Genomic DNA, 24,949 nt, shown 5'->3' on the forward strand with positions numbered 1-24,949 from the left:
ATACCACTTCGCCACCCCTAAATGATCACAAACATGGATCAAAGTGGCTAGTCACCCGTAACCACCGTAGCCAAAAAGCAACAGGCTCCCTGGCGCGGGTGAGGGCGCACGGTGTCGTTCTGTGCGTCCTCATCCACGCTCACCCAGCCGATCGTGGACGGCCGTTGGGCCAGGGGCGGGCGCGGCAGGACGCGGGCACAGCAGGAGGGCGGGCACGGCAGGACGCGGGCGCGGCAGGACGCGGGCACGGCAGGACGCGGGCGCGGCAGGACGCGGGCGCGGCAGGACGCGGGTGCGGCAGGGGTGGGCGCGGTGGAGCCCCGGCCGCGTCACCCGGCCGGGGCTCCGTGATCGCTGGGGTCAGATCTTCAAGCCGTGCCCGTACGGGAACAGCGGCGCCACCGTGTCGTTCGGGACGTCCTCGCGTGACGCCTCCACGGCGGCCATCGACGACGGCAGCTCGAACGGCAGCGTGCCCGACGACGGCGACCGCCCGAACAGCACGTCCAGCAGCGCCTCGTCGCTGGACCCGAACGTGCCGGTCAGCGCGGCGGCCTCGGCGGCGAGCGGGGTGAGCACGGCCGGCCGGTCCAGCATCACGTCGATGACGGTCGGCAGCGATGTGGCGAGCGAAAGGATCGGCGCCAGCTCCTCGGCGGTCCACTCCAGGCGTCCCGCGTGGAAGAAGGCCTCGAAACCGCCGCCGCGTGGTTCGAACGGCGCGGCCCGGCGGACGATCGCCACGTCGGCCAGGGCCGGGTCGTCGACGACCTTGGCGTAGGCGGACGCCACCGCCGGGTCCACCCCGTCGAGGTAGACGGTGATGCCCTCGATGAGCGGCAGGTTCGACGCGGTGAGGACCACGACCGCGCGGCGCTGCGCCTCCAGGCCGGCGGTCCGGAAGGCGGGCTTGCCGGCGGTCGTCGCGGTGGCGGAGGGGTCGACGTACCGGCGGTCGTCGAACAGGCCCAGCCGGAACTTGTCGCGCAGGATCCGGCGTGCCGAGACGTCGATCCGGGCCTCGCTGATCCGGCCCTGCTCGACCAGATCGACGATCAATTCCGGGCAGTGCTCGCCGCCGAGTTGATCAGCGCCGGCCTCCAGGATGCGCAGGACCCGGGTGTGCCGGTCCAGGTGCTCGACACCCCAGGCGCGGGCCGGCATCGGGGTGCCCATGATCTCGGCGTCGGTGACCAGTCCCCAGTCGGTGCAGATCACGCCGTCGAAGCCGTACCGGCCGCGGAGCAGGCCCTCGAGGACCGCCTTGTTGAAGCCGAAGCCGACCTCCTCGTGCTCGGTGTCGACGGGCATCCCGTAGTACGGCATGACCTGCGCGGCCCCGGCCTCGAACGCGGCCGCGAACGGCTTGAGGTGGTACTCCCACATGCCGCCCGGGTAGACCTGCTCGCGGCCGTAGGCGAAGTGCGCGTCCTCGCCGTCCTTCTGCGGGCCGGCGCCCGGGAAGTGCTTCACCATGGCGGCCACCGAGTCCGGGCCCAGGTCCGCGCCCTGGAGACCGAGAATGTAGGCCTTGAGCAGCGCGGCGACGGTGTCGGCGTCGGAACCCAGCGTTCCGCTGGTGCGGGCCCAGCGCGGCTCGGTGGCGAGGTCGGCCATCGGGTGCAGGGCGACCCGGATGCCCGCCGCCAGGTATTCCTGTCGTGCGATGTCGGCGAATTCCCGTACCAGGGAAGGGTCTTTGGTGGCGCCCAGGCCGATCGGCTCCGGCCAGGCCGAGAAACCGCCGGCCGCGGCCGAGGTCGCGGGGTTGTCGATGACGCCGTGGCGAGGGTCCGTCGAGACGGTGACCGGGATGCCGAGCCGGGTGCCCGCCGCGATCTCCTGCACCCGGTTGTGCCACTCGGCGATCTTGCGGGGCGTGACCGGGCCGAACGTCAGGATGTTGACGTGGTTGATCAGCTTGTCCTGGATCAGCTCACCGGTCGACGGGATCATCGCGTCACCGGGCGGGAGGGTGCCGTCCGGGCTGACCCCGGCCATGGTGTGGAACATCAGTCCGGCCTTCTCGGCCAGGGTCATCCGGCCGAGCAGATCGGTGACCCGCTCCTCGATGGGGAGTTCAGGGTTCTGGTAGGGGTGCATGAGTTTCTCCTTTACCGGGCACCGCGGATTTACCGGGCGCCGCGAACCATGCGGACCAGGACCGATCCGGCGACCGCGACGACCGCGCCGAGCAGGAAGAGCAGGCTGTAGTTCGAGTTGTCACTGCTGCCGATCGCGAGGATCGGCGCGGCCAGGATCGGCACGAGTGACTGCGGCAGGGCGTTCGCGATGTTCATGACGCCCATGTCCTTGGCCGCGTCGTCCGGGTTCGGCAGCACGTCGGTGGCGAGCGCCAGGTCGACAGCGAGGTAGGCGCCCTGTCCGAGACCGAAGAAGGCCACCGCGATCAGGAAGACGGTGAAGTTGTTCGCGAAGGCGATCAGCGCGAGAGCGGCGGCGACCACGACACCGGCGCCGAGCACGAACGGCTTGCGGCGGCCGATGCGGTCGGAGAGCGTTCCGCCGAAGGACGAGCCGACGACCAGGCCGACGGTGCTGATCAGGGTGGCGACCAGGATGCCGTTCGCGACGTTGTCGGTGGTGTAGCCGTAGCGGTCGATCAGCAGGTAGCTCTGGTAGGTGCTGACGCTGGCCAGGCCCATCCAGATCAGGAACCGGCTCACGATGTTCCACGCGAAGTCCGGGTGGCGGCGCGGGTTGATGTAGAAGGTGCGCAGGAAGTCAGTGAACCGGTACGGCCCGAAGTGGCCCTTCTCGGCCGGCCGGTCCTTGAGGACGATCACCAGCAGCACCACCGTCGCCACGCCGATCGCCGAGGGAACCGCGAACATCAGCAGCGCGCTGCCGGCCAGGGCGGCCGCCAGGGCGCTGCCGACCAGGATGGCGACCGAGGTCATCAGGCCCAGAATCCCGCTGACCTTGCCGCGCTGCTGTGCCGGGATCTGGTCGGGCAGCAGGGCGGTCAGCGTGGAGAGGGTCGCGTTCACGCCGAGCTGCGCGATCGCCCAGCCCGCGGTCAGCACCGGGATGCTGGTGCCGAGCGCGACCACCATGAGCCCGGCGAAGCCGAGCAGCATGCCACCGAGCAGCCAGGGGCGGCGGCGGCCGAGCCGGGAGGTGGTGCGGTCGGACATCGCGCCGAAGAACGGGTTGCCGATCAGCGCCAGCACGGCGCCGACGCTCAGGACGGTGCCGAGGGCGGAAGCCTTGTTGTCCGGGGCGATCTGCGCCACCCGGATCGACATGGTGACCACGACCGGGGTGAGAATCGTGAGGTAGGCGCCGAGTTGCGCGAGAGCCATCGCGACGATCAGCCGGGTGGGCGCGTCCGGTGCCGGATGAGCCGGCGGCGGCGTCGCCTGCGTCGCCGAACGGGACTGAAGAGTGGTCATAGCGCACCTCGATCGGGGCTTTTGTTAACACCTTGTTTTCTGAAGGTATCGACTTGATTTGCGGTAAACCAGATACCAAAAGGCCTGCTCAGCGCCATGATTCACCTGTGTCTCACCTTTTCGGCGCGGCGATTTGCGCCGTTTGTAGCTCGGTGCGTGTGACGCCGGTCCCACTCCGGGGCGGATTATGTCCAGCTCCGGCAAAAGGCCTAGGTTGATTGCCATGACGCCCGTCGGCCGGACTCCCGTCGGCCGGCGCATCCATCTGGTGCGCCGCGACCTGATCCTCGCGGCGGTCCGCGAGGCCGGCCGGATCAGCCGTGCCGATCTGGTCCGCCGTACCGGCATGGCCCGGGTGACCGTCAACAGCCTCGTCACCGATCTGCTCGCCACCGGCGTTCTCGCCGAGGAGGCCGCCGCGCACACCGGCGATCGGGCCGGCCGGCCCGCGCGTTCCCTCACCCTGGGACCCGCCGCCGGCGGCGTCGTGGGCGCGGTCATCGGAGCCGATGGGGTACGGGTAGCCGAGGCTGACCTGGCCGGCGGGATACTCCGGGAGCACCACCACGACATCGACACCTCCGATCCGAACACCGCACTCGACGCCATCGCCGCAGTGATCGCCGGAACCGGCCGGGTCTGGTCGACAGTGGCCGGGCTCTCCGCGCCGATCAGCGGCGGCGTCGTGCAGAGCAGCAGCGTCCTGCCCGGCTGGGCCGGGATCGCCCCCGCCACCGAGCTGAGCCGCCGCCTCGGCCACCGGGTCATCGTCCGCAACGACGCCGACCTGTGCCTTCTCGGCGAGGTGGAGTACGGCGTCGCCGCCGGGCACCAGGACGTCTGCTATCTGCGGGTCAACTCCGGCATCGGCTGCGGCCTGCTGCTCGGCGGGGTGGTGCACCACGGCGCCACCGGGGTCGCCGGCGAGATCGGGCACGTCCAGGTCGACGAGACGGGCGTGCTCTGCCACTGCGGCAACCGGGGATGCCTGGAGACGATCGCGTCGCCGCGGCAGATCCTGGCCGCGCTGTCGGGCAGCTACGGATCGCCGGTCACCGCGGGCCACGCCGTCGAGCTGGCCCGCAGCGACGCCACCGCCGAGCGGGTCATGGCCGACGCCGGGCGGATGATCGGGCGGGTCGTGGCCGCCATCGCCAACGGCATCAACCCGTCCCTGGTCGTCCTCGACGGGCCGCTGATCGAGCCGGGCGGCCCGGTCGTGCTGGGCGTCGTCGAGTCGCTGCATCGGTACGCGCAGCCGGAGGTCGTGGAGAACACCGAGGTACGGGTGAGCGCGCTCGGCGGCCGGGCGGCGCTGCTCGGGGCGCTGGCGGTGGCGTTGCGGGGCACACCGGTGGCGCGGGGGAGCAGGGCTCTGCCCGACCCGGCGGTGCTCGCGGCGCCGGGCGGGGCGGATGTGGTTCCGGCGGGCGCCGAGCCGTCGCCCGGCCCCCTGTCGCCCGGCCCCTCGTCGCCCAGCCCACTGTCGTCCGGCCCACTGTCGTCCGGCCCTTCGTCGTCCGGGCGGGTCCTCGGGCCGCCGGCGAAGCGGGAACGGGCCGTGCGGCGGGACATCCTCGTGGCGGCGTTGCGGGGACGCGGGCCGACCGCCCGCAGCGACCTCGTGAAGATCACCCGGCTTCCGCGCGCCGCCGTCGTGGAGATCCTCGGCGAGCTGCGGCAGGACGGGGTCGTCGAACTCTGCACGCCCGCCGAACCGCGTTCCGGCCGGCCCTCCCCGCACTTCCGGCTCGCCGTCGGCGCCGGCCGGCTGATCGGGCTGGCCCTGGCCGAACCCGGCATCCGCGCCGTGGTCGCCGACGAGACCGGGCACGTCGAGGAGGCCCGGAGCGTTCCGTTCCCGATGGCCAACGACTCGCACCCGGCGCTGCGTGCCGCCGGTGATCTCGCGGCTGAGCTGCTCGAACGGTACGGTTCGGACGCGCGGATCGCGGTCAGCGTGCCGTCACCGGTTCACCCGGGCACCGGACGGTTCGGGGCGCGCAGCGTGCTGCCGATGTTCTCCGGCTTCGACCCGGCCGAGGAGATCGCCGCCGCGGTCGGCCGCCCGGTCCGGGTCGAGAACAACGCCCAGCTCGCCGCGCTCGCCGAGGTGCGGCGCGGGGCGGCCCGGGGCGCCCGGGACGTGCTCTATCTCAAGGCCGACCAGCACACCGGCGCCGGCATCATCGCGGGCGGGCGGATGCACCGGGGCGCGATCGGGTACGCCGGCGAAGTGGGTCACCTGAACGTCCGGGAGATCGGCCCGCTCTGCATCTGCGGGAGTCGCGGCTGCCTCTCGGCGTTCCTGGCGCCGGCGTACTTCGGCGCGCTCCTGGGGAACCGCCCCGGCCCGAGGCCGCCGTCCTCCGGGCCCCCGCCCGCCGCCCGGCCGGGGAACCCGGGTGCGGACCGGTTGGCGGCCGGGCCGGCGAGGCCGGGTGAGGACCGGTTGGCGGCCGGGCCGGCGAGGCCGGGTGAGGACCGGTTGCTGATGCTGGCCGCCGGTGGGGACCGGCCGGCTCAGCGGGCGCTGCTGGACGCGGGACGGTTGATCGGCCGGACCGTCGCGCCGCTCTGCGACGTGCTCAACCCGGGCGTCGTCGTGGTCGGCGGGCGTTTCGTCGAGCCGGGACCGTACGTGGTGGACGGCGTCCGCGAGGCGCTGCAACGCCACTGCGCCCCGAGCGCCGCCGCCGGGCTGACCGTGGTCGCCGCCGAGCTCGGCGTGGAGGCCGAGGCCCTGGGCGCGATCGAGCTCCTCCTCTGACGCCGAGCGTGACGCCGAGCGTGACGCCGAGCCTGACGCCGAGCGTGACGCCGAGCGGCTGACCGGGAAGGGCGACGGCTCGCGCGGGTGGGTCTGCGGGATGGGGACTGATCGGGATGGGGACTGACAGGAGAGGGGCGCAACCACGCACGCAGGCCGCGCGGTGTGTGGCTCGCGTTTCGGACGCGCCAGCGGCCGGCGAGCAACGCCGCGCCCTCGGCGGGAGCGACGGTCCGTACCCCCGACCCGCTGCGACATGGGTCGGAATTTCCGGGGTAAGGGGTGTGGCATGAGTGAACAGGAGCAGCGGGACAAAGTCCGGAAGATGGTGTCCGACGCCCGGATCTGCATGGTCACGACGATGACCGAGGACGGGCGGCACGTGAGCCGGCCGATGGCGTTGCAGGACGTGGAGTTCGACGGTGATCTGTGGTTCTTCACCTACTCCGATTCGGATCTGGTGGAGCAGATCAACCGGCATCCGCAGGTGAACGTCGCGTTCAGTGATCCGAAGCAGCAGAACTGGGTCTCGATCGCCGGTGCGGCGTCGCGAGTGGAGAACCGGGGCAAGGCCGAGGAGCTGTGGAGCGCGCCGCTGAAGGCGTGGTTCCCGGACGGGCTGGAGACGCCGAATCTGACGCTCGTCAAAGTGACAGCGCAGACGGCCGAGTACTGGGAGGCGGCGCACAGTTCGAAGGTCGTCACGATGCTCGGATATGCGAAGGCCGCGGTTACCGGAAAGACCCCGGATGCGGGGGAGAACGAAACAGTCAGGCTTTAGCGGGGCGCGTTCGACCGGGGTGAGGGCGGCGACTAGAGTTCGGTTGCGGCCCGCCCCCGGGCCCGGCAACGCTGCCGACGTGTTCGTCCCTGGGGCCATGACGGGCTATCCGCATCTCGCTACCCGATCCAGGGGGAAGAAAAATGCGTATCGGCGTGCTGACCGGCGGCGGCGACTGCCCCGGCCTCAACGCGGTCATCCGGGCCGTCGTCCGCAAGGGCGTCACCGCTTACGGCCACGAGTTCGTCGGCTTCCGCGACGGATGGAAGGGCCCGCTGGAGGGTCTCACCAAGCCGCTGGGTATCGCGGAGGTGCGTGGCATCCTGCCGCGCGGTGGCACGATCCTCGGCTCCTCGCGCACCAACCCGTTCAAGATCGAGGGTGGCGTCGAGAAGATCAAGGCGAACCTGGCCGAGCAGGGCGTGGACGCGCTCGTCGCGATCGGCGGCGAGGACACCCTCGGCGTCGCCACCAAGCTGCACGACCTGGGCGTGAACGTCGTCGGCGTGCCGAAGACGATCGACAACGACCTGAACGCGACCGACTACACGTTCGGCTTCGACACCGCTGTCAACATCGCGATGGAGGCCATCGACCGGCTGCACACCACCGCCGAGTCGCACCACCGCACCCTGGTCGTCGAGGTCATGGGCCGGCACGCCGGCTGGATCGCCCTGCACGCCGGTCTCGCCGGTGGCGCCAACGTGATCCTGCTGCCCGAGCGCAAGTTCGACGTGGAGCAGGTCGCGACGTACGTGACCAAGCGCTTCCAGGTGGAGTACGCGCCGATCGTCGTGGTCGCCGAGGGCGCGCAGCCGCTCGACGGCCAGATGGTGCTGGCCAACCAGGAGCTGGACAGCTTCGGTCACGTCCGCCTCGGCGGCATCGGCCAGTGGCTCGCCGAGCAGCTGGAGGCGAAGACCGGCAAGGAGGCCCGCACGGTCGTCCTCGGTCACATCCAGCGCGGCGGCACCCCGACCGCGTTCGACCGGGTGCTCTCCACCCGCTTCGGCCTGCAGGCGATCGACGCCGTGCACGAGGGCGACTTCGGCAAGATGATGGCGCTGCGCGGCACCGACATCGTCCGGGTTCCCCTGATCGAGGGCACCGGCGAGCTGAAGACCGTTCCGCTGGAGCGCTACGAAGAGGCTGAGGTCTTCTTCGGTAACTGAGTTTGTTAGAAAGGGGCCGGGGTTCTCCCTCGGCCCCTTTTTCCATGTGGAGGAGTCGCGTTGCCCAAGCACACCGTCGCGGTCATCGGCGCCGGCAAGATCGGTGAACTCGTCATCTCCGGGTTGCTCCGGTCCGGCTGGCCTGCTGATCGTCTGCTGGTCACCACCCGGCGTGCCGCACGGGCAGCGGATCTGTCGGATAAATACGGCGTCTCGGCGGTCGACAACGCCACCGCGGTGGCCAAGGCTGACATTCTGGCTGTCGCGGTCAAACCGCAGGATGCGGCGGCCCTCTTCGACGAGATCGGCGCGCAGATCCCGGCCGGCAAGCTCGTGGTGTCGCTCTGCGCCGGGCTGACCACCGACTTCTTCGCGGCCCGGCTGCCCGAGGGCACTCCGGTCGTGCGGGTCATGACGAACACCCCGGCTCTCGTCGATCAGGCCATGACCGCCATCTCGGCCGGTCCGCACGCCACCGAGGAGCATCTGGACATCGCCGAGGAGATGTTCAAGCCGCTGGGCGCGACGATCCGGGTCCCGGAGTCGCAGCAGGACGCGGTGACCGCGCTGTCCGGGTCCGGGCCGGCGTACTTCTACCTGCTCGTCGAAGCGATGATCGATGCCGGGATACTGCTCGGCCTGCCCCGGCAGACCGCGCACGAGCTGATCGTGCAGACCGCGATCGGCTCGTCGGTGATGCTGCGCGACTCCGGCGAGCACCCGGTGAAGCTGCGCGAGGCGGTGACCTCCCCGGCCGGGACGACGATCGCGGCGATCCGGGAGCTGGAGAGCCACGGAGTGCGGGCGGCATTTTTGACGGCATTGGAAGCGGCGCGGAATCGGGCCAGGGAGATCGCCAGCGAAATGCGCTGATCGTAACTTTTTCCCGCATTTGGAAGTTACCGTGAGGAAGGGTGTTCGTAGCGTCGCGTGACGGGCACATGATGGTGTAGGGGCATCCTGCATTTGGGTGTCGCGGCGACGCTCAGCATGCGTTTACGCTTGCGCGGCCCGGCATTCGTTATTCCAAAAGCGACTGTGGTGATTTCGATGATGAGGCGGCAGCCGAAGATCCGTCCGATCGAGCACATCGAGGAGCTCGAGCAGGCGGTCGATGTGCTGTGCCGGGTCTGGGCGGCCAAGACGCCGGTCGATCTGATCAACGCCTCGACGCTGTGGGCGATGGCGGAGGCCGACAACTACGTGGTCGGGCTCTTCCTGGTCGACGAGGACGGCGCGGAACCCGACGAGATGGTCGGGGCGGCGGTCGCGATCCGCGGCCGCAAACACCTCCACTCGCACATCGTCGGGGTGCTTCCCGGGTTGCAGGGCCTCGGGCTCGGCTCGCTGCTGAAACGGCACGAGGCCGATTGGGCCGGCCGGGAGGGCTTCGAGGTCATCCGCTGGACCTACGACCCGCTGGTGCGCCGCAACGCCTACTTCAACCTCGCCAAGCTGCACGCCCGGGTCGAGAAGTATCAGGACAACCTCTACGGCAGTCTGAACGACGGGCTCAACGACGGTGACGAGACCGACCGGCTGGTGATCGAGTGGGACTTCCGCGCGGACCCGCCGGCCGTCGCACCCGACAGGGTCGTCACGCCGGGGCCCCCGGACCGCTGGGACGTGACCGGCCGTCCCGAGGCGGTCGTCTTCCTGGAGGACGGGGTGCACTGCCTGATCCCCACCCCGGCCGACATCGAGAGCCTGCGCAGCACCGATCAGGATCTGGCGAAAGCCTGGCGGTTCGGCGTCCGGGCCGGTTTCAGCAAGGCCGAGGCCAATGGGTACGCCGTCACCGGGTTCAGCCCCGACGGGTGGTATGTGCTGCGGCACCGGTGAACTGGAGAACCTCTTCGGCGCAGCCCCAGGAGAGGGTCACGCCGCCGCCACCGTGCCCGTAATCGTGGATGACGTGGGGATGACGCTCGTCCGGCCCGATCCGGACCTCGTCGCGGACCGGGCGCAGGCCCACCCGGTGCTCGATGAAGCGGGCGCCGGCGAGTAGCGGCTCGGCCTCCGTGCACCGGTCCAGGATGGCCTGCCGGATCACCGGGTCCTCGGCCGTCGACCATTCGCCGTCGTAGAGGCTGCCGCCCAGCATCACCCGGTCACCCTGCGGCAGCACGTACGTGGTGAGCCCGTCGGCCGGTCTCGCGCCGGCCGGGGTCTCGTCGGCCTCGACGAAGAACGTGGTGATGCCGGGGTTGTCGAGCACCAGCAGGTCGCCGCGGACCGGCCGGATGGTCTCGCCCGGCACCAGTTCGCGCGCGCCCAGCCCGGTGCAGTTCACCACGATCGGCCCGAGGCCCGGCAGTTCGGCCGGCGTGATCAGCCGGTCCACCGTGATCTCGCCGCCGCTCCGGAGCAGCCGGGCGGTCAGGTAGGCCAGGTAGCGCGTCATGTCGATCAGCGGCACCCGGTACCGCCAGCCGTTGGTGTAGCCCGGTGGCAGCGCCGCGCTGTCGCACTCGCGCACGCCCTCCGCGCCCGGACCGGGCGGGGGGATCCGGCCGGCGCCCCGCCCGGCCTCGACGCCCCAGAGCATCCGGACCCCGGTGACGCCCGGGTCCTCGGCGAGCTCGCGGAAGACCTCGAGCGACTGGAGTGCCCAGTCCTCGGCTCGATCGTGCGCCACGAGATGCGGGCCCCAGATCGCTCCGGCGGCGCAGGAGGTGGTCCGGGCGGAGGAGAGGTTGCTCCGAACGAGCACCCGAAGGCCCGCCTCGGCGAGGCGCACCGCGCAGGTCAGACCGGACACTCCGGCGCCGAGCACGACCACGTCCGTCTCGCGGATCATCTAGACATATTAATCGAACCGGGCCGGTGATCGAAGATGATGAACATGAGATGAATGCGGAAGGTGACAATACGGGGACGTTGCGCTATCGAGAGCGGTGCGGTCCAATCGACTCTTGGAATGATTCTCAGACGGGAGCGGGCACGGGGCGATGCTGGTTCTGGGTGAAGTGCTCACGTCCCTGCTGCCGTCTTCCGCAGCGCTGCCCGCCGACGCCGGGGAGCGGCTGCTCGCCCTCACCACCGGCGCTCAGGTGATCCGCTCGGACCGTCCGATGTCGTACGTGATCTCGCCGGAACGGCTGACCGGCGTGGACTGTCAGGTGCCGACCGGGCCGCACGGCAGCGCCCGGGCGATCGGCACGGTCACCACCCGCGCGGTGCTGACCGGCGGGCACGTCCTGCAGTCGTCGGCGCGGACGACCGCCGTGCGCAGCTCGTACAACCGGCGGCTGCCCTGGTCGTACTATCTGGCCCGGCCGAGCAGCATCGAGATCATCGGGAAGTACCGGGAACGCGCGCTGACCGACGCCTTCCTCGCCGCGGCGCCGGCCTCGCCGATGCTGAACCTCGCCGCCATCGCCGGGCACACCGCCGACCGGGTGCGGAGCAGCGCGATGGTCGACTCGCGGGTGCCGTTCCGCAGCCGGCAGACCACCCTGCGCTGGGCCGCGGCCCTCGGCGCCGAGGGTGACGCGCTGACGTTCACCGTGGAGGGCGCCGACCACCGGACGGTACGGCTGCAGACGCACGGCGCCGAGCTCGGCGACGTGGTCGCCCTCTGCGAGGACCTGGCCCTGCACGACTGGCTGCTGACCACGCTCACCGGGTTGGTGACCAGGGCCGGGCTGACCGGGCCGAAGCCAGCCGTGGCCGTCGACCGGATCCGGCCGGCCGTCGACCATCTGCTGCATCTGTGGATGCCCGGCGCCCGGCTGGAGGTGCGGACCCGGCGGTTCTGGGAGGAGATGGAGCAGCGTGCCGGCTTCGGCCGGCAGTGGGCCGCATCGGTGCAGCGCATCCGTGACCATCTCGCGCTCAGCACCCTGCGGGAGCTCGGCCGGCTCGCCGGACCGGCGTCGTGAGCGGGCTGACCGTGCCGGCCGGGAACTCAGGACGCCGCCTCTCCGAGGTGCTGCGCAAAGTCCTGATCGCACTCGTCACCGGCGGCATCGCGTTCACCCTGACCAACCTGGCCCAGAAGGACCCGCTACTGTCGGTGACGCTCTCCGTGCTGGTCGGCGGATCGGCGCTGGTGGTCCAGTTCCTGGTGGAGTTCGAGACCCGGCTGCGGGAGGTCCAGATCGGTCAGGAGGACCAGGCCGTGCAGATCAAGGCCTGCGTCGACGAGCGGTTCCGGGCGATCAGCGAGGCGACCGAGCTGTTCGGCCTGATCGAGGAGTCCGCCGTGCAGACCGATCTGCTGAGCCAGCTCGTCCGGCACTCCACCAAGATCGGTACGGATTCGCCGCCGCTCGCGCACCGGCTGGCCCAGCGGGAACTGGCCCGGATGTCCGAGTTCCTCAAGGAGCTCGGCGACGGCGCCGAGGCGATCTACGACGGCGAGGACCGGGACTGGCTGCTCAGCCTCGCCAACTCCGCCGGGACCAGCATCGACGCGACGAGCCTGACCACTGTCGACGGCGGCGGGATGTGGTCCACCGACCTGGGGCAGCGATACCTGGACTCGCAGCGGGACGCCGTGCAGCGCGGCGTCAAGATCCGCCGGATCTTCATCCAGGACCGGCCCGAGCCGGGCGGGCAGACCGCGCTCGACAAGATCTACCGCCAGCACACGGACATCGGCGTCGACGTGCGCGTCCTCGACCTCTCCACCGCCACCGACCTGCGCCGGACCTCGCTCTTCGACTTCGTGCTCTTCGACGGCGTGATCAGTTACGAGGTGACCACCGGCACCTGGCTCGACGAGAACAACCCGCCGATCGTGGTGAACACCCGGCTGGTGCTGCGGCCCAGCCGGGTCGAGGAGCGTGGCGAGCGGTTCCGGGAGCTGTGGGAGGCCGCCCGGCCGCGGGTTTCCTAGCCCGGGACCGGACGCTAGAGAATCTTGGTGGTGTCGCCGTCGAAGACGTACGAGATGCGCTGCACCAGGTCGTCCGGGAGGCCGAAGCCCTCGCCCTCGGCACGCCGGCGGAGCTGGCGCTGCACCTCCTCGTCGACGTTCACCTGGCTCAGCACGACGCCGACCGCCGCCTCGATGTTCTGGAAGCGCCGGGCCAGCATGGAGAGCGTGCGGTACGCGCTGAACGGCTGCGCCGCCGGGTTGAGCCGCAGGATCGGCGGCATCTCCGCCCACGTCGCCGGCAGCCGGTCGCCGGCCGGCTGCGGCGGGGCCACCGGCCGGCCCTCGCACCGCAGCATGCCCAGCCGCAGAAGCTGCCAGACCGACGCCAGGTAGGGGCAGGACCACAGCCGGCCGCCGGGTCCCTCGGAGAAGATCTCCACGGCCAGGAAGATCGAGTGGCGGTTCTTGGCGTTCTCGGCGGGCGGCTGGAACCCGGCGTCGCGGGCCATCGCCGGCTGCGGTGAGGTGCCCGGCGGGCGGCTACCGTTGGTCAGCCAGCCGCTCTCCTGCGGCGGCGGCCACACCCCGTCCGTGCCCGGTGACGGATCGGGGACCAGCCGGTCCAGCACCAGCTCGGCGGGCCGGGCGTCCCCGGCGTCGGCGCAGGCGGCCTCCCGGGCCACGTAGTCGATGGTGAGCCCGTTGTCCCCGGCCGCCTCGACCAGCTGGGCGATCACCTCGGCCGGCGTGCTGAACGTGGTGAAGTAGTCGTCGACCAGGAAACAGGTGCTGATCCGGGGGCGTTTGCCGGGCCCGACGACGTCGGCGATCCGCTGCTCGGCGGCGGCGACCCACGGTTTGATCTCGCTGAAGTGCCGGCGCAGCTGGTCGATGCCGCCCTCGTAGTCCTCCATGTAGAGATGGCCGAGCTCGATCGAGACGTGCGCCAGCGGCACCTGCTCGACCCGCGGATGTGCCGACCGCTCCTGGAAGGTGGCCGCAGGCTCCGTCACCGCACCTCCCAGGCCTTGTCGTCGAGAAGCAGCTCGGACAGCCGCTTGAACGCGTCGGCGGTCCGCTCGTTCGCGATGCCGATGTTGTTCACGTCGTGCGCGGTGATCAGCTGCTCGCGCCACTGGAGCACCGGGTCGAGCGGCACCGAGTGCAGCAGCCAGAGCGGCCCGGCGCCCTCGGCCTGAGCCATGGTCTGCAGCTTGCCGTCCCACTCGGTGATCCACACGGCCTGCTGGGAGGTGAGGCCGGGACGGCTCGGGTCGACGAGCGCGGTCCGGACGAACCGCAGCGACGACAGCAGCTGCTCCCGGTCGTGGCCCAGGTCCTCGCCGGTGTCCAGGATGCCGTGGTCGCCGTGCACCAGGGCGGCGGCCGCGATCACGTGCTGCTTGGTCCACCGGTGGTAGACCAGCCAGCGGGTCGTCACGCCGGCCAGCTGCTGTGCGGCGGCCAGGGCCATCTGCAGCGCGTAGGACCGGCCGGCGCTCAGGTCGACGAAGCAGACGTCGAACTCGCCGTTCAGCCGGCCGATCAGGTTCGCGCAGCGGCGGACCAGCTCGGGGCTGCTGGGGAACTCGCCGACGCCGCTGTCGCCCGGCATCAGGATCAGCCGGCCGGCGTCGTACGGCCGGTCCTTGACGCTCTCCCGCTCGGTCTCGCCGAACACGTCGATGCGCCAGGGATCGGCGACCTTTCCCAGAAGGTACGAGTGCAGCCCGCCCTCCGGCACACCGAGCCGCCCCGCGTCGACGTCGAAGACCGAGCCCGCGGTCGGTGAGCCGAAGTCGAAGTCGAGGTAGCAGACGTCGTTGCCGGCGAGCGCGCACTGGTACGCGACGTTGCTCGTCGTCACCGAGCGCCCGGTGCCTCCCTTGTCGGAGGTCGCGAAGACCAGCATCGTCACGACTCGCCGTCGAGGTCGTCGCGGGCCGCGGCGAACCGGTCCAGGCTCAGCAGCACGTCGATGGCGAGGGCCGAGGCGGTGCCGGGCTTCTCGTCGCGGATCGAGCGGCCACGCTTGAGCTTGGCCGCCAGCGCCTGCAGTTCCGTCTGCATGGCGCGCCCGCCGTTCGGCGAGCCTTTCAGCAGCTCCTGGTCGTAGAGGTGCTCGGCCTCGCTGAGCAGGTCACCGGCCAGGTCGGCGAGATCGTCGCTACGCAGTGGTGGCTCGGTGATCACCTCGGCCGCGGTGATCAGGCAGTCGACGACCCGTTTCGTGTGGTACCAGGAGGGCTCGGTGTAGAGGCCCTCGTATTCCTCGAAGACCAGTTTCGGCTGGTCCCAGAGGCCGCGCCGGCGGTCGTCGAGCAGCCGGCGGGCGTCCAGGTGGCTCCAGATCTCGTCGGCCAGCGCGAGCATCCGGCCGCGCAGCTGCGGGTCGCCGAGCAGCCCGGCCAGGCTGATCGTGCGCTTGAGCAGCAGCGGCGCGAAGTCGGACATCATCCAGGTGAGCTGCGGCCCGCCGAGGTCGTCGCTGCCGCCCAGATTGATCGGGAAGCCGGGCGCGTGCAGCAGGTAGGACCGGTCGCCGGCGAAGACCCGGCGGTTGATCCGGGAGCGGTTCGCCAGCTCCTCCAGGACCTTGCCGACCCGGTCCAGGTCGGCGTCGCCGGCCCGCTTGCGGACCAGGTCCTGCACCACGATCGAGGAGACGTGCAGCGAGAAGTACTCCGACTCCTTCTCCGTGGTGCGCTGCCAGGGGATGTCCTCCAGCGGCCAGCGCCCGCCGCCGCTCGGCACGGCGATCTTCGACCAGTACGACTGGGTGAGGTCCCAGCGCAGCTGCAGGCCCTGTGCGAGGCGCAGCTGCTCCTCGTTGAGCAGGCCGAGCTGCCGGGTGCGGGTGGAGAAGAGCGCCTCGATGGCGTCCAGGGCGACCACCGTGAAGTAGATGTACGGCGCGGGCTCGGCGGCGCCCGGCAACTGGTCGCCGACCTCCTGGTTCGTGATGATCGCCGGTGCGTCGCGGACGACGCCCCAGCTCCAGCCGCACTCGAAGAGCCGGTCCGGGTGGTCCAGCTCGTCGGCCACGCCGGCGCCGGACCCCATCGTGACGTCGCGCAGGCTGGCCCGGATCTCCCGCAGCGTCTCCTGGATCTGCGGAACGATCTTGCGGGTGGAGAGGCCGCGCTGGTTCACCGTGCGGCACAGGGCCCGGCCGTCGCGTGAGTCCTTGTCGAAGATGTTGACGGTGAAGCTGCGCAGCAGGCCCACCATGGCCGCGGAGAGCCGCTTGCTCGCCATCGCCTCGATCCGGTCGATCTCGGCCCGCGAGCTGCGCCGTTTCAGGCTCTTGCGGAACTGCCGGGCGAAACCGATGGTCGCCAGCGCCAGGGAGAGCGAGATGGCGAACGAGTCGACGACCGGCTGGGCGAGCTGCTGCGGGTTCACCGACGAGAGGTCGTCGTCGGGCGTGCCGCGGAAGTAACTCTCCGCCGCGAAGATCGGCGTGCCGTTCTTGTCGGTGTACGTCGTCAGGTACGACTCGACGGCTTCGAGCAGGGTGAGCGGGATGTCCATCACGCCGCCGAGCGGTTTCAGCGCTGACTGGACGTCCTCGGCGACCCGCTCCGGGGAGTCGAGGGAGAACTGCTCGATCGCGGTGGCCGGGCCGAAGACGCAGAGCAGCTGCTCCGCGTCGCTGATCGAGTTCCGCCCGTCGCGACCGCCCCACACCCACTCGCCGTCGCGGTAGGAATGCTCGATCACCGCTTGCCAGATCTCGAGAAGCTGCTGCCGGGGTTGAACCCTCATAGCGCGGTCACCCACCACTCAATGGAGACGGCCTGGTGCGACGCCAGTTTACAAAGCGGACGCCAGGTGGTGATCCGCCCATTTGACTGAAGCGCGGATCGTAGCCGAATCGCTACAATCCGCGCTCGGTCCACAATGATCAATACCAGATCGCGATCCGGGACCCGTTCTCCTCCTCCGGAGGGCTGGGGTGGCTCAGCGCGCTGCCGGTGGCGACGCGGTGCGCGGTCCAGGCCACCGCGGCGGCGTCCAGGATGTCGTCCGGCGGGGCCTGGCCCGCCGGGCCGAGCTGGTCCGGCAGCACGATGCCGTTGCGGGCCAGCAGCTCCCGGCGCCGGGCCTGCCCGCTCCAGGTCTTCTTCGCGTACGGCAGGGGCTCGCCCGCCATCGTCCGGAACGAGAGCTCCGGATGCGCCTCGAAGAGCAGGCCGGGGTGGCGTTCCCAGATGGCGTTCGCCTCGAGCAGCTTGGGTCGCAGCGCCCAGGACTGGCGGCTCAGCCCGGCGCCGGTCAGCTCCCGGCACAGCCGGTTCGCCGAGGTGAAGTCCTGCTCCATCCAGACCGGCCGCGGCGGCACCCGGAACACGCTGGCCCGGCGGGGTCCGAGCGTGTCGGCCGCGAGCGTGTCGGCGGCCCGCCACCGATCCGGGAGCATGCCGAGTGGAATGTCCACACCGATCACTGCGGCGCCGGAGCTGCCCGCGACGATCTCGTAGAGCGTGGACGCGAGCACCGCGCGTCCGAAAGCGCCGTCCCGCAGCTCGACGCCGACCCAGCCGAGCGCGTAGGCGTCGACCCCGATGACGTGGATGCTCATGGGTGGGGATGGTCCATATCGGTCGCGCTTCGGGTGGGGGAACCGGGGCTGACGTCGACGATGGTCATGATCTAAGACTACGCGCAGTGCCCGTGTGAACGCACGCGGTCATCGGCGGCTTCTCGATGTTAAACAGACCTTAAAGGTCCTGACCTCCCTTGACTGTTGTTAATCGATGTGACTACGGTCTCTGCATCCCTCTCTTTGGAAAGTTTCCTAACTGTTGAGGAGACATCCCCGTGCAGAAAACCGCCCGTAGGGCGATCTTTGCCAGCGTGATCGTGGTCGCGGCGAGTGTCGCGGTCCCGCTCGTCTCGGCATCCGCCGCCACCGCCTGCGCTCCGGCCTGGAACTCGACCGCCGCCTATGTGAAGGGCAACGTCGCCTCACAGAACGGCCACAACTACACCGCCAAGTGGTGGACCCAGAACGAGTCGCCCGCCACGAACAGCACCCAGTGGGCGGTCTGGACCGACAACGGCGTCTGTGAGGGCGGCACCACCCCGCCGTCCTCGTCACCGAGCTCCTCGCCGAGCACGTCGCCGTCGGCGTCCCAGCCGCCGGTCTCGCCGTCGCCGTCCACCTCCACCACGCCGCCGGTCAACGGCAGCAAGTGGGTCGTCGGCTACTTCGCCGAGTGGGGCGTCTACGGCCGCGGCTACCACGTGAAGAACATCGACACGTCCGGCTCGGCGTCCAAGCTGACCCACATCCTGTACGCGTTCGCCAACACCACCGGCGGCAAGTGCTCGATCGGCGACTCGTACGCCGACTACGAGAAGGCGTACACCGCCGCGGAGAGCGTCGACGGCGTCGCGGACACCTGGGACCAGCCGCTGCGTGGCTCGTTCAACCAGCTCCGCAAGCTCAAGGCGAAGTACCCGCACCTCAAGGTGATCTACTCGGTCGGCGGCTGGACCTGGTCCGGCGGCTTCACCGAGGCGGCCAAGAACCCGGCCGCGTTCGCCGAGAGCTGCTACAACCTTGTCGAGGACCCGCGCTGGGCCGACGTGTTCGACGGCATCGACGTCGACTGGGAGTACCCGAACGCCTGCGGTCTCACCTGCGACACCAGCGGACCGGCCGCGTACGCCAACGTGATCTCGGCGCTGCGCACCAAGTTCGGCAACAACAACCTGATCACCTCGGCGATCTCCGCGGACGGCAGCAACGGCGGCAAGCTCGACGTGGCCGACTACGCCGCCGGCATCGCGAAGCTCGACAAGGTCTTCCCGATGACGTACGACTACTTCGGCGCGTTCAACGCACAGGGCCCGACCGCCCCGCACTCGCCGCTGACCTCGTACGCCGGCATCCCGCAGGCCGGCTTCAACTCCGACGCGGCGATCCAGAAGCTGAAGAGCAAGGGCGTTCCGGCCAGCAAGATCCTGCTCGGCATCGGCTTCTACGGCCGGGGCTGGACCGGGGTCACCCAGGCGGCGCCGGGCGGCACCGCGACCGGCGCGGCCCCCGGCACCTACGAGGCGGGCATCGAGGACTACAAGGTCCTCAAGACCAAGTGCCCGGCCACCGGTACGGTCGCCGGCACGGCCTACGCCTTCTGCGGCAACAACTGGTGGAGCTACGACACCCCGTCGACCATCGCCGGCAAGATGACCTACGCGAAGAACCAGGGTCTCGGCGGCGCGTTCTTCTGGGAGCTCTCCGGTGACACCACCAACGGTGAGCTGATCACGGCCATCAAGGGCAACCTGTAGTCAGCTGATGAGATGAGGGGCACCGGGCGCAGGCCGGGTGCCCCTCTTCCGTACGCTTTGCGCATGCGCCGAGAGTGGCATCAGCTCAGTCACCCCGGGGTGGGCAACCCGGCACTTCAGACGTCCCGCCCGTCCACCGACTCCGCCGAGGACTCCGCCCTCGGCCTCGACCACTGGCGCAGCCTGCCGCGCGTGCAGATGCCCCCGTGGCCGGACATGGACGAGGTCGCCGAGGTCTGCAAGGTTCTCGACAACGTCCCGTCGATCGTCGCGCCCTACGAGGTCGACCAGCTCCGGGTGAAGCTCGCCGAGGTCTGCGAGGGGCGGGCGTTCCTGCTCCAGGGCGGCGACTGCGCCGAGACCTTCGCCGACAACACCGAGAGCCACCTGCTCGCCAACGCGCGCACCCTGCTGCAGATGGCGGTCGTGCTGACGTACGGCGCGTCGATGCCGGTGGTCAAGGTGGCCCGGGTCGCCGGTCAGTACACCAAGCCACGGTCGTCGCTCACCGACTCGCTCGGGCTCCCCGCGTACCGGGGAGATCTGATCAACTCGCTGGACGCGAACGAGGCGGCGCGCGTCGCCGACCCGCAGCGCATGATCCGGGCCTACGCGAACTCCGCCGCCGCCATGAACATGCTCCGGGCGTACCTCTCCGGTGGTCTCGCCGACCTGAACGGCCTGCACGACTGGAACAAGGACTTCGTCCGCGCCTCGCCGGCCGGCGAGCGCTACGAGGCGATCGCCCGGGAGATCGACCGGGCCCTCGACTTCATCCGCGCCTGCGGCATGACCGACGCCGAGGCGCTGCGCACGGTCAGCCTCTACTGCTCGCACGAGGCGCTCGCCCTGGAGTACGACCGGGCGCTCACCCGGGTGAGTGACGGACGCGCCTACGGGCTGAGCGGCCACTTCCTCTGGATCGGCGAGCGGACCCGGCAGCTCGACCACGCGCACATCGACTTCATCAGCCGGATCGCCAACCCGATCGGCGTGAAGCTCGGACCCGGCACGTCGCCGGAGACCGCCATCGAGCTCTGCGAGAAGCTCAACCCGGAGAACATCCCGGGCCGGCTCACGCTGATCAGCCGGATGGGCAACGGCAAGGTCCGCGACGCGCTGCCGCCGATCGTGGAGAAGGTGACAGCGACCGGCGCCAAGGTCGTCTGGCAGTGCGACCCGATGCACGGCAACACCCACGAGTCCTCGAACGGCTACAAGACCCGCCACTTCGACCGGGTCGTCGACGAGGTGCTCGGCTACTTCGAGGTGCACCGCGGCCTCGGCACCCACCCGGGCGGCATCCACATCGAGCTGACCGGCGAGGACGTCACCGAGTGCCTCGGCGGCGCCCAGGGCATCGAGGACCTCGACCTGCCCGGCCGGTACGAGACCGCGTGCGACCCGCGCCTCAACACCCAGCAGAGCCTCGAGCTGGCGTTCCTCGTGGCGGAGATGCTCCGTGGCTGACCTGATCGCCGACTTGCGTTCGGATACTGTCACCCGGCCCACCGCCGGGATGCGCGAGGCGATCGCCACCGCGGCCGTCGGCGACGACGTCTTCGGCGACGACCCCACGGTCAACGCGCTGGAGAACCACGTCGCGGCGCTCTTCGGGCACGAGGCGGCGCTGTTCGCCCCGTCCGGCACGATGGCCAACCAGATCGCGCTGCAGCTCGTCGCCCCGCCCGGCGGTGAGCTGCTGGCCGGCGCCGACGCCCACGTGGTGACGTACGAACTGGGCGCGGCTGCCGTCTACGGGGGGATCTCCACCCGTACCTGGGGGTCGGACGGCGCCCTGCTCGACCCCGAGCGGATCGCCGCGATGATCCGGCCGGCCGGCTACCCGTCGGTGCCGACCTCGGCGATCGCTGTCGAGCAGACGCACAACCTCGGCGGTGGCGGCGTGGTGCCGCTCTCCGTGCTGCGTGACCTGCGCGCCGTCGCCGACGCCCACGGGATCGCCCTGCACTGCGACGGCGCCCGGATCTGGCACGCACACGTCGCCGACGGGGTGCCGCTCGCCGAGTACGGCGCGCTCTTCGACACCCTCTCGGTCTGCCTCTCCAAGGGGCTGGGCGCTCCGGTCGGCTCGCTCGTGATCGGCAGCCGGGAGCGGATCACCCGGGCCCGCGCGATCCGCAAGCGGATGGGCGGCGGGATGCGCCAGGCCGGGCTCCTCGCGGCCGCCGGCCGGTACGCCCTCGATCACCACGTGCAGCGGCTGGCCGAGGACCACGAGCGGGCGCACCGGATCGCCGAGGCCCTGGCCGAGTTCGGGGTTGTCGAGCCGGCTCGGGTGCGGACCAACCTGGTAGCCCTGGATCTGTCGAAATCGGCGCTCGACGCGCCGACGCTGGCAGCGGAGGCCGCCGAGCGCGGCGTGCTGATCGCCGCGATGCTGCCGCGCACCGCGCGACTGGTCACCCACCTCGACGTGGACGACGAGGCGGTCGACCACGCGATAAACGTCCTGAGCGAGCTGCTCGCCTGAGGGGCGGTCCGCCACGGGCCGATCCGCCACGGGCCGCTCTGTCTGCGCCGTTTTGTCGTGGGCCGCTCTGTCGCGGGCCGGGTTTGTCGTGGGCCGCTCTGTCGCGGGCCGCTCTGTCGTGGGCACGCGCAGGGTCGATGAAGTCGCACACAGCGACACCGTGCGTCCGCGTCGGTGCTCTGGCAGCGATGAGGTCACACGGACCGTAATTGTGCGACTTCATCGCTGCTGGTGCGGGTCATTGTGCGACCTCATCGCTGCTGGTGCGGGCGACGGTGTGCCCTCGTCGCGGCGCGGGGTCACCGTGTGCCGCCGTCGCGGCGCCGGGGTCACCGTGTGGCGGGGTTGCCGTCCCGCAGGGCCTTGAGCAGGGCGATGTCGGCCGCGTGGCCCTCGTGCTCCACGGTCGGGGTCTCCACGATGATCGGGACCCCCTCGGTGGCCGGGTGCGCGAACAGCTCCGCGAACGGCGCCGCCCCGATCGTGCCCTTGCCGATCGTCTCGTGCCGGTCCCGGGTGGAGCCGCAGGCGTCCTTCGAGTCGTTCGCGTGGATCAGCTGCAACCGGCCGGGGCCGGCCGCCTCGACCAGCGCGTCCAAGGTCTCCGTCATGCCGCCCGGTGTGGCCAGGTCGTGCCCGGCCGCCCAGGCGTGGCAGGTGTCGAAGCAGACGCCCAGCCACGGGTGCCGCTCGACCGCGTCGAGGTACCCGGCGAGGTCGTGCACCTTCGACGCCAGGCTGCGCCCGCCACCGGCGCTCGGCTCCACGAGCAGCCGCGGCAGGCCCTCGGCCGCGGCCCGGTCGAGCAGCGGCAGCAACGACTCGTGCAGCTGGTGCATGGCCTTGTCGGCGTGCGCCTCGTCGACCGAGCTGCCGGCGTGGTAGACCACTGCCGTCGCGCCGATCGCCTTGCCGCGCAGCAGCGCGTGTTCCAGTGTCGCCACCGAGCGCTCCACGGTCAGCTCGGTGGGGGAGCCGAGGTTCACCAGCAGGGACGCGTGAATGTAGGCGGGGAGGCCCCGCTCACCGCACCCGTCCCGGAACAGCGTGTCCTGTTTCGGGTCGCCGGCCGGCAACGCCCAGCCGCGCGAGTTCGAGACGTAGACCTGCAGCGTTTCCGAGCCGGCGGCGTCGACGTACGGGAGGGCGGCTTTCGCCAGCCCGCCCGACGTCTTCGTGTGTGACCCGATCCGGCGGTTCAGAAGCACTGCAGCTGCACCACGCTCTGCGGCGGGACCTGGGTGTTGCCACCCGGGTTCTGCCCGCGGACCGTACCGTTGGGGTTGAAGTTGATCTGCACTTGAAGGTTCATCCCCTGCAGTGTCGCCTGTGCCGCGGGACAGGGCTGGTTGGTCAGGTCCGGCACGGTGACCAGCGGCGGGCCGTTGCTGACGTCCAGGATGACGTCGGTGCCCTTCTCCACGCCGGTGCCGGGTTTCGGCGACTGGCCGAGGACGGTGTCCTTCGGCTGGTCGCTGTCCTTGTAGCGCTCGGCGCCGCTCAACCCCAGCCCGTTGAGCTCGTTGCGGGCCTCGTTGATGTTCTTGCCGGTGAAGTCCGGGATGGTGATCGGGGCCTTGCCCCGGCTCAGCACCACTGTCACAGTGGCGCCGGGCCTCAGCTGCTCGCCGGCTTTCGGGTCGGTGGCGAGGACCACGCCCGCGGCGGCGGTCTCGCTGTACTGAGCCTTGCCCTGCTTGACCTTCAGGCCGAGGGCCTCCAGCTGGCCCTTGGCCGCGGCCAGCTCGACGCCGACCAGGTCGGGCACCGGGTGCACCTCGGGGCCGAGGGAGAGGTTCACGGTGATGGTGTCGCCCTTGACGATCTTCTCCTGGGCGCCCGGCTGCTGGGCGACCACCGAGTCCTTCGGCACCAGGTCGCTGTACGCGCCGTCGCCGATGACGACCTTGAAGCCTTTCTCCTCGGCGTGTGCCAGCGCCTGTGCCTGCGGCATGTTCAGCAGGGTCGGCGTCTCGCTGTATCGCCCGGCGGTCACCCACCAGATGCAGCCGACGACGACCAGGGCCATCACGGTGATCAGCGAGGAGAGCACGACGCGGCGCCGGTCGGCGAGGAATCCGCCGGAGGGTGCGGCGGCCCGGCGGTGCGGCGCGGTGCGCGCGCCGCCCTGCTCCGGCAGCCGGGCCCAGGACGGCCGCTGACCACCCTGGTACGTCCCCGCGGGCACCGGCGGCACGAACGCCGTCGCGTCGGCGGAGGCCGGCACGGCCGGGACGATCGTTGTCGCGTCCCCGCCGAGCGGGCGGGACGGGACCTGGCGCAGCAGCGCGGTCTCCACGTTCGCCGTGCCGAGGCCGTCGCGAACCGCCTGCACCTCGCTGAGCAGCGCCCCGGCGTCGGTGGGCCGGGCGCCCGGGTCCCGGCGGGTGGCCCGCGCGACAAGCTTGTCGAGGACCGGCGGCAGGCCGGGCGTGAAGCCGGAGGGGGCGGGCACGTCGTTGTCGACGTGCTGCCAGGCCACCTCGACCGGGTCGGCGCCGTCGAACGGCACCTTGCCGGTGAGCATCTCGAACAGCACGATGCCGGCCGAGTAGACGTCGGTGCGCGCGTCCGCCTGGCCGGTCTGCACCAGCTCGGGCGCGACGTAGGCGACGGTCGCCATCAGCTGGCCCGAGTCGTCCACGGTGCTCGCCTCGATGGCCCGGGCCAGACCGAAGTCGGCCACCTTGACCACGGCGTCCACCAGGTCCGCGGTGCCGCCGCTGGGCGCCTCGGCGACCAGCACGTTCTCCGGCTTGACGTCGCGGTGGACCAGGCCGGCGCGGTGTGCGGCGGCGATCGCGGCGAGCATCTGCTCGAGGATCGCGAGCGCCTCGACCGGGGTCAGCCTGGTGCGCTGGCTGAGCAGGTCGCGCAGGGTGCGACCCTGCACGAACTCCATCACCAGGTAGGGGAGTCCCTGGTGGCGGCCCTGGTCGTAGACGGCGACGACGTTGGGGTGGGTGAGGCGGGCGATCGTCTTGGCCTCGTCGGTGAACCGGTCGACGAAGTGGACGTTGGTTGCCTGCGACGGGTGAATGATCTTCAGCGCGACGTCGCGGCCCAGTCGTTCGTCGGTGGCGCGGTACACGGTCGACATGCCACCACGGGCCACGCGACCGGTGATCCGGTAGCGCCCGTCAATCGTTGTGCCGATCAACGTATCGGCGACTGTGGTGTCCATCGGC

At 70.8% G+C, this 24,949-nt stretch carries 19 protein-coding genes; 10 read left to right on the plus strand and 9 right to left on the minus strand.

The window, feature by feature from the left end:
- Positions 1–360: 360 nt before the first annotated feature.
- Both AB0F72_RS39415 and AB0F72_RS39420 read right to left on the minus strand, forming a co-directional pair.
- Positions 361–2,103, minus strand: a complete 1,743-nt coding sequence (locus AB0F72_RS39415) for a glycoside hydrolase family 3 N-terminal domain-containing protein (RefSeq protein ID WP_360443401.1) — start codon at positions 2,101–2,103, stop codon at positions 361–363.
- A 29-nt stretch (positions 2,104–2,132) separates the two neighbouring features.
- Positions 2,133–3,416 (minus strand): MFS transporter, encoded by a 1,284-nt coding sequence (locus AB0F72_RS39420; RefSeq protein ID WP_360443404.1) that lies wholly within the window; start codon positions 3,414–3,416, stop codon positions 2,133–2,135.
- 223 nt (positions 3,417–3,639) lie between these two features.
- Between AB0F72_RS39420 and AB0F72_RS39425 the strand changes: the two genes are divergently transcribed.
- The 5 genes from AB0F72_RS39425 to AB0F72_RS39445 all read left to right on the plus strand — a co-directional run bounded on the left by AB0F72_RS39425 (position 3,640) and on the right by AB0F72_RS39445 (position 9,981).
- A complete protein-coding gene (locus tag AB0F72_RS39425) occupies positions 3,640–6,186 on the plus strand; it encodes an ROK family protein (protein WP_360443407.1) in 2,547 nt (848 codons plus the stop codon).
- 289 nt (positions 6,187–6,475) lie between these two features.
- Positions 6,476–6,967, plus strand: a complete 492-nt coding sequence (locus AB0F72_RS39430) for a pyridoxamine 5'-phosphate oxidase family protein (protein ID WP_360443410.1) — start codon at positions 6,476–6,478, stop codon at positions 6,965–6,967.
- A 143-nt stretch (positions 6,968–7,110) separates the two neighbouring features.
- A complete protein-coding gene (locus tag AB0F72_RS39435) occupies positions 7,111–8,139 on the plus strand; it encodes a 6-phosphofructokinase (RefSeq protein WP_360443413.1) in 1,029 nt (342 codons plus the stop codon).
- 60 nt (positions 8,140–8,199) lie between these two features.
- The gene (gene proC, locus AB0F72_RS39440) at positions 8,200–9,012 is read left to right on the plus strand and encodes a pyrroline-5-carboxylate reductase (protein WP_360443416.1); all 813 of its coding nucleotides are present in this window, start codon (positions 8,200–8,202) and stop codon (positions 9,010–9,012) included.
- 177 nt (positions 9,013–9,189) lie between these two features.
- Complete coding sequence (locus tag AB0F72_RS39445) at positions 9,190–9,981, plus strand: GNAT family N-acetyltransferase (protein ID WP_360443419.1); 792 nt, start codon at positions 9,190–9,192, stop codon at positions 9,979–9,981.
- On the opposite strand, the gene AB0F72_RS39450 is transcribed toward AB0F72_RS39445, so the two are convergent.
- Positions 9,944–10,939 (minus strand): FAD-dependent oxidoreductase, encoded by a 996-nt coding sequence (locus AB0F72_RS39450; protein ID WP_360443422.1) that lies wholly within the window; start codon positions 10,937–10,939, stop codon positions 9,944–9,946. The two genes, AB0F72_RS39445 and AB0F72_RS39450, sit on opposite strands and share 38 nt — an antisense overlap.
- Positions 10,940–11,090: 151 nt before the next feature.
- On the opposite strand from AB0F72_RS39450, the gene AB0F72_RS39455 reads away from it, so the two are divergent.
- Together AB0F72_RS39455 and AB0F72_RS39460 are read left to right on the plus strand one after the other, a co-directional pair.
- Positions 11,091–12,023, plus strand: coding sequence for an SCO2521 family protein (locus AB0F72_RS39455; RefSeq protein ID WP_360443425.1), 933 nt, complete (start codon positions 11,091–11,093; stop codon positions 12,021–12,023).
- Positions 12,020–12,982 carry a DUF6879 family protein gene (locus AB0F72_RS39460; RefSeq protein ID WP_360443428.1) on the plus strand — a complete coding sequence of 321 codons (963 nt, stop codon included), beginning with the start codon at positions 12,020–12,022 and terminating at the stop codon, positions 12,980–12,982. Before AB0F72_RS39455 ends, AB0F72_RS39460 begins: the two co-directional genes overlap by 4 nt.
- A gap of 14 nt (positions 12,983–12,996) precedes the next feature.
- Here the strand turns inward: AB0F72_RS39460 and AB0F72_RS39465 are convergent, their stop codons facing one another.
- The 4 genes from AB0F72_RS39465 to AB0F72_RS39480 all read right to left on the minus strand — a co-directional run bounded on the left by AB0F72_RS39465 (position 12,997) and on the right by AB0F72_RS39480 (position 17,549).
- A complete protein-coding gene (locus AB0F72_RS39465) occupies positions 12,997–13,977 on the minus strand; it encodes an SCO2522 family protein (RefSeq protein WP_360443431.1) in 981 nt (326 codons plus the stop codon).
- The gene (locus AB0F72_RS39470) at positions 13,974–14,876 is read right to left on the minus strand and encodes an SCO2523 family variant P-loop protein (protein WP_360443496.1); all 903 of its coding nucleotides are present in this window, start codon (positions 14,874–14,876) and stop codon (positions 13,974–13,976) included. The genes AB0F72_RS39465 and AB0F72_RS39470 overlap by 4 nt, the downstream gene beginning before the upstream one ends.
- Before the next feature lie 2 nt (positions 14,877–14,878).
- Entirely contained in the window at positions 14,879–16,732 is a 1,854-nt protein-coding gene (locus AB0F72_RS39475) for an SCO2524 family protein (protein ID WP_360443434.1), read from the minus strand.
- Positions 16,733–16,871: 139 nt separating this feature from the next.
- The gene (locus tag AB0F72_RS39480) at positions 16,872–17,549 is read right to left on the minus strand and encodes a DUF429 domain-containing protein (RefSeq protein ID WP_014441584.1); all 678 of its coding nucleotides are present in this window, start codon (positions 17,547–17,549) and stop codon (positions 16,872–16,874) included.
- 239 nt (positions 17,550–17,788) lie between these two features.
- On the opposite strand from AB0F72_RS39480, the gene AB0F72_RS39485 reads away from it, so the two are divergent.
- The 3 genes from AB0F72_RS39485 to AB0F72_RS39495 all read left to right on the plus strand — a co-directional run bounded on the left by AB0F72_RS39485 (position 17,789) and on the right by AB0F72_RS39495 (position 21,761).
- Positions 17,789–19,267, plus strand: coding sequence for a glycosyl hydrolase family 18 protein (locus AB0F72_RS39485; RefSeq protein ID WP_360443437.1), 1,479 nt, complete (start codon positions 17,789–17,791; stop codon positions 19,265–19,267).
- Between the two features lie 63 nt (positions 19,268–19,330).
- Entirely contained in the window at positions 19,331–20,737 is a 1,407-nt protein-coding gene (locus AB0F72_RS39490; protein WP_360443440.1) for a class II 3-deoxy-7-phosphoheptulonate synthase, read from the plus strand.
- Positions 20,738–20,741: 4 nt separating this feature from the next.
- Positions 20,742–21,761, plus strand: a complete 1,020-nt coding sequence (locus tag AB0F72_RS39495) for a GntG family PLP-dependent aldolase (protein WP_360443499.1) — start codon at positions 20,742–20,744, stop codon at positions 21,759–21,761.
- Between the two features lie 329 nt (positions 21,762–22,090).
- Here the strand turns inward: AB0F72_RS39495 and AB0F72_RS39500 are convergent, their stop codons facing one another.
- Together AB0F72_RS39500 and pknB are read right to left on the minus strand one after the other, a co-directional pair.
- Positions 22,091–22,969 (minus strand): deoxyribonuclease IV, encoded by an 879-nt coding sequence (locus AB0F72_RS39500; RefSeq protein ID WP_360443443.1) that lies wholly within the window; start codon positions 22,967–22,969, stop codon positions 22,091–22,093.
- On the minus strand, positions 22,960–24,945 hold the full coding sequence (pknB, locus tag AB0F72_RS39505; protein WP_360443446.1) for a Stk1 family PASTA domain-containing Ser/Thr kinase: 1,986 nt from the start codon (positions 24,943–24,945) through the stop codon (positions 22,960–22,962). Before pknB ends, AB0F72_RS39500 begins: the two co-directional genes overlap by 10 nt.
- Positions 24,946–24,949 lie beyond the last annotated feature (4 nt).

This window comes from Actinoplanes sp. NPDC023936 (genome assembly GCF_040639325.1).
In the GTDB taxonomy this organism is placed as follows: domain Bacteria; phylum Actinomycetota; class Actinomycetes; order Mycobacteriales; family Micromonosporaceae; genus Actinoplanes.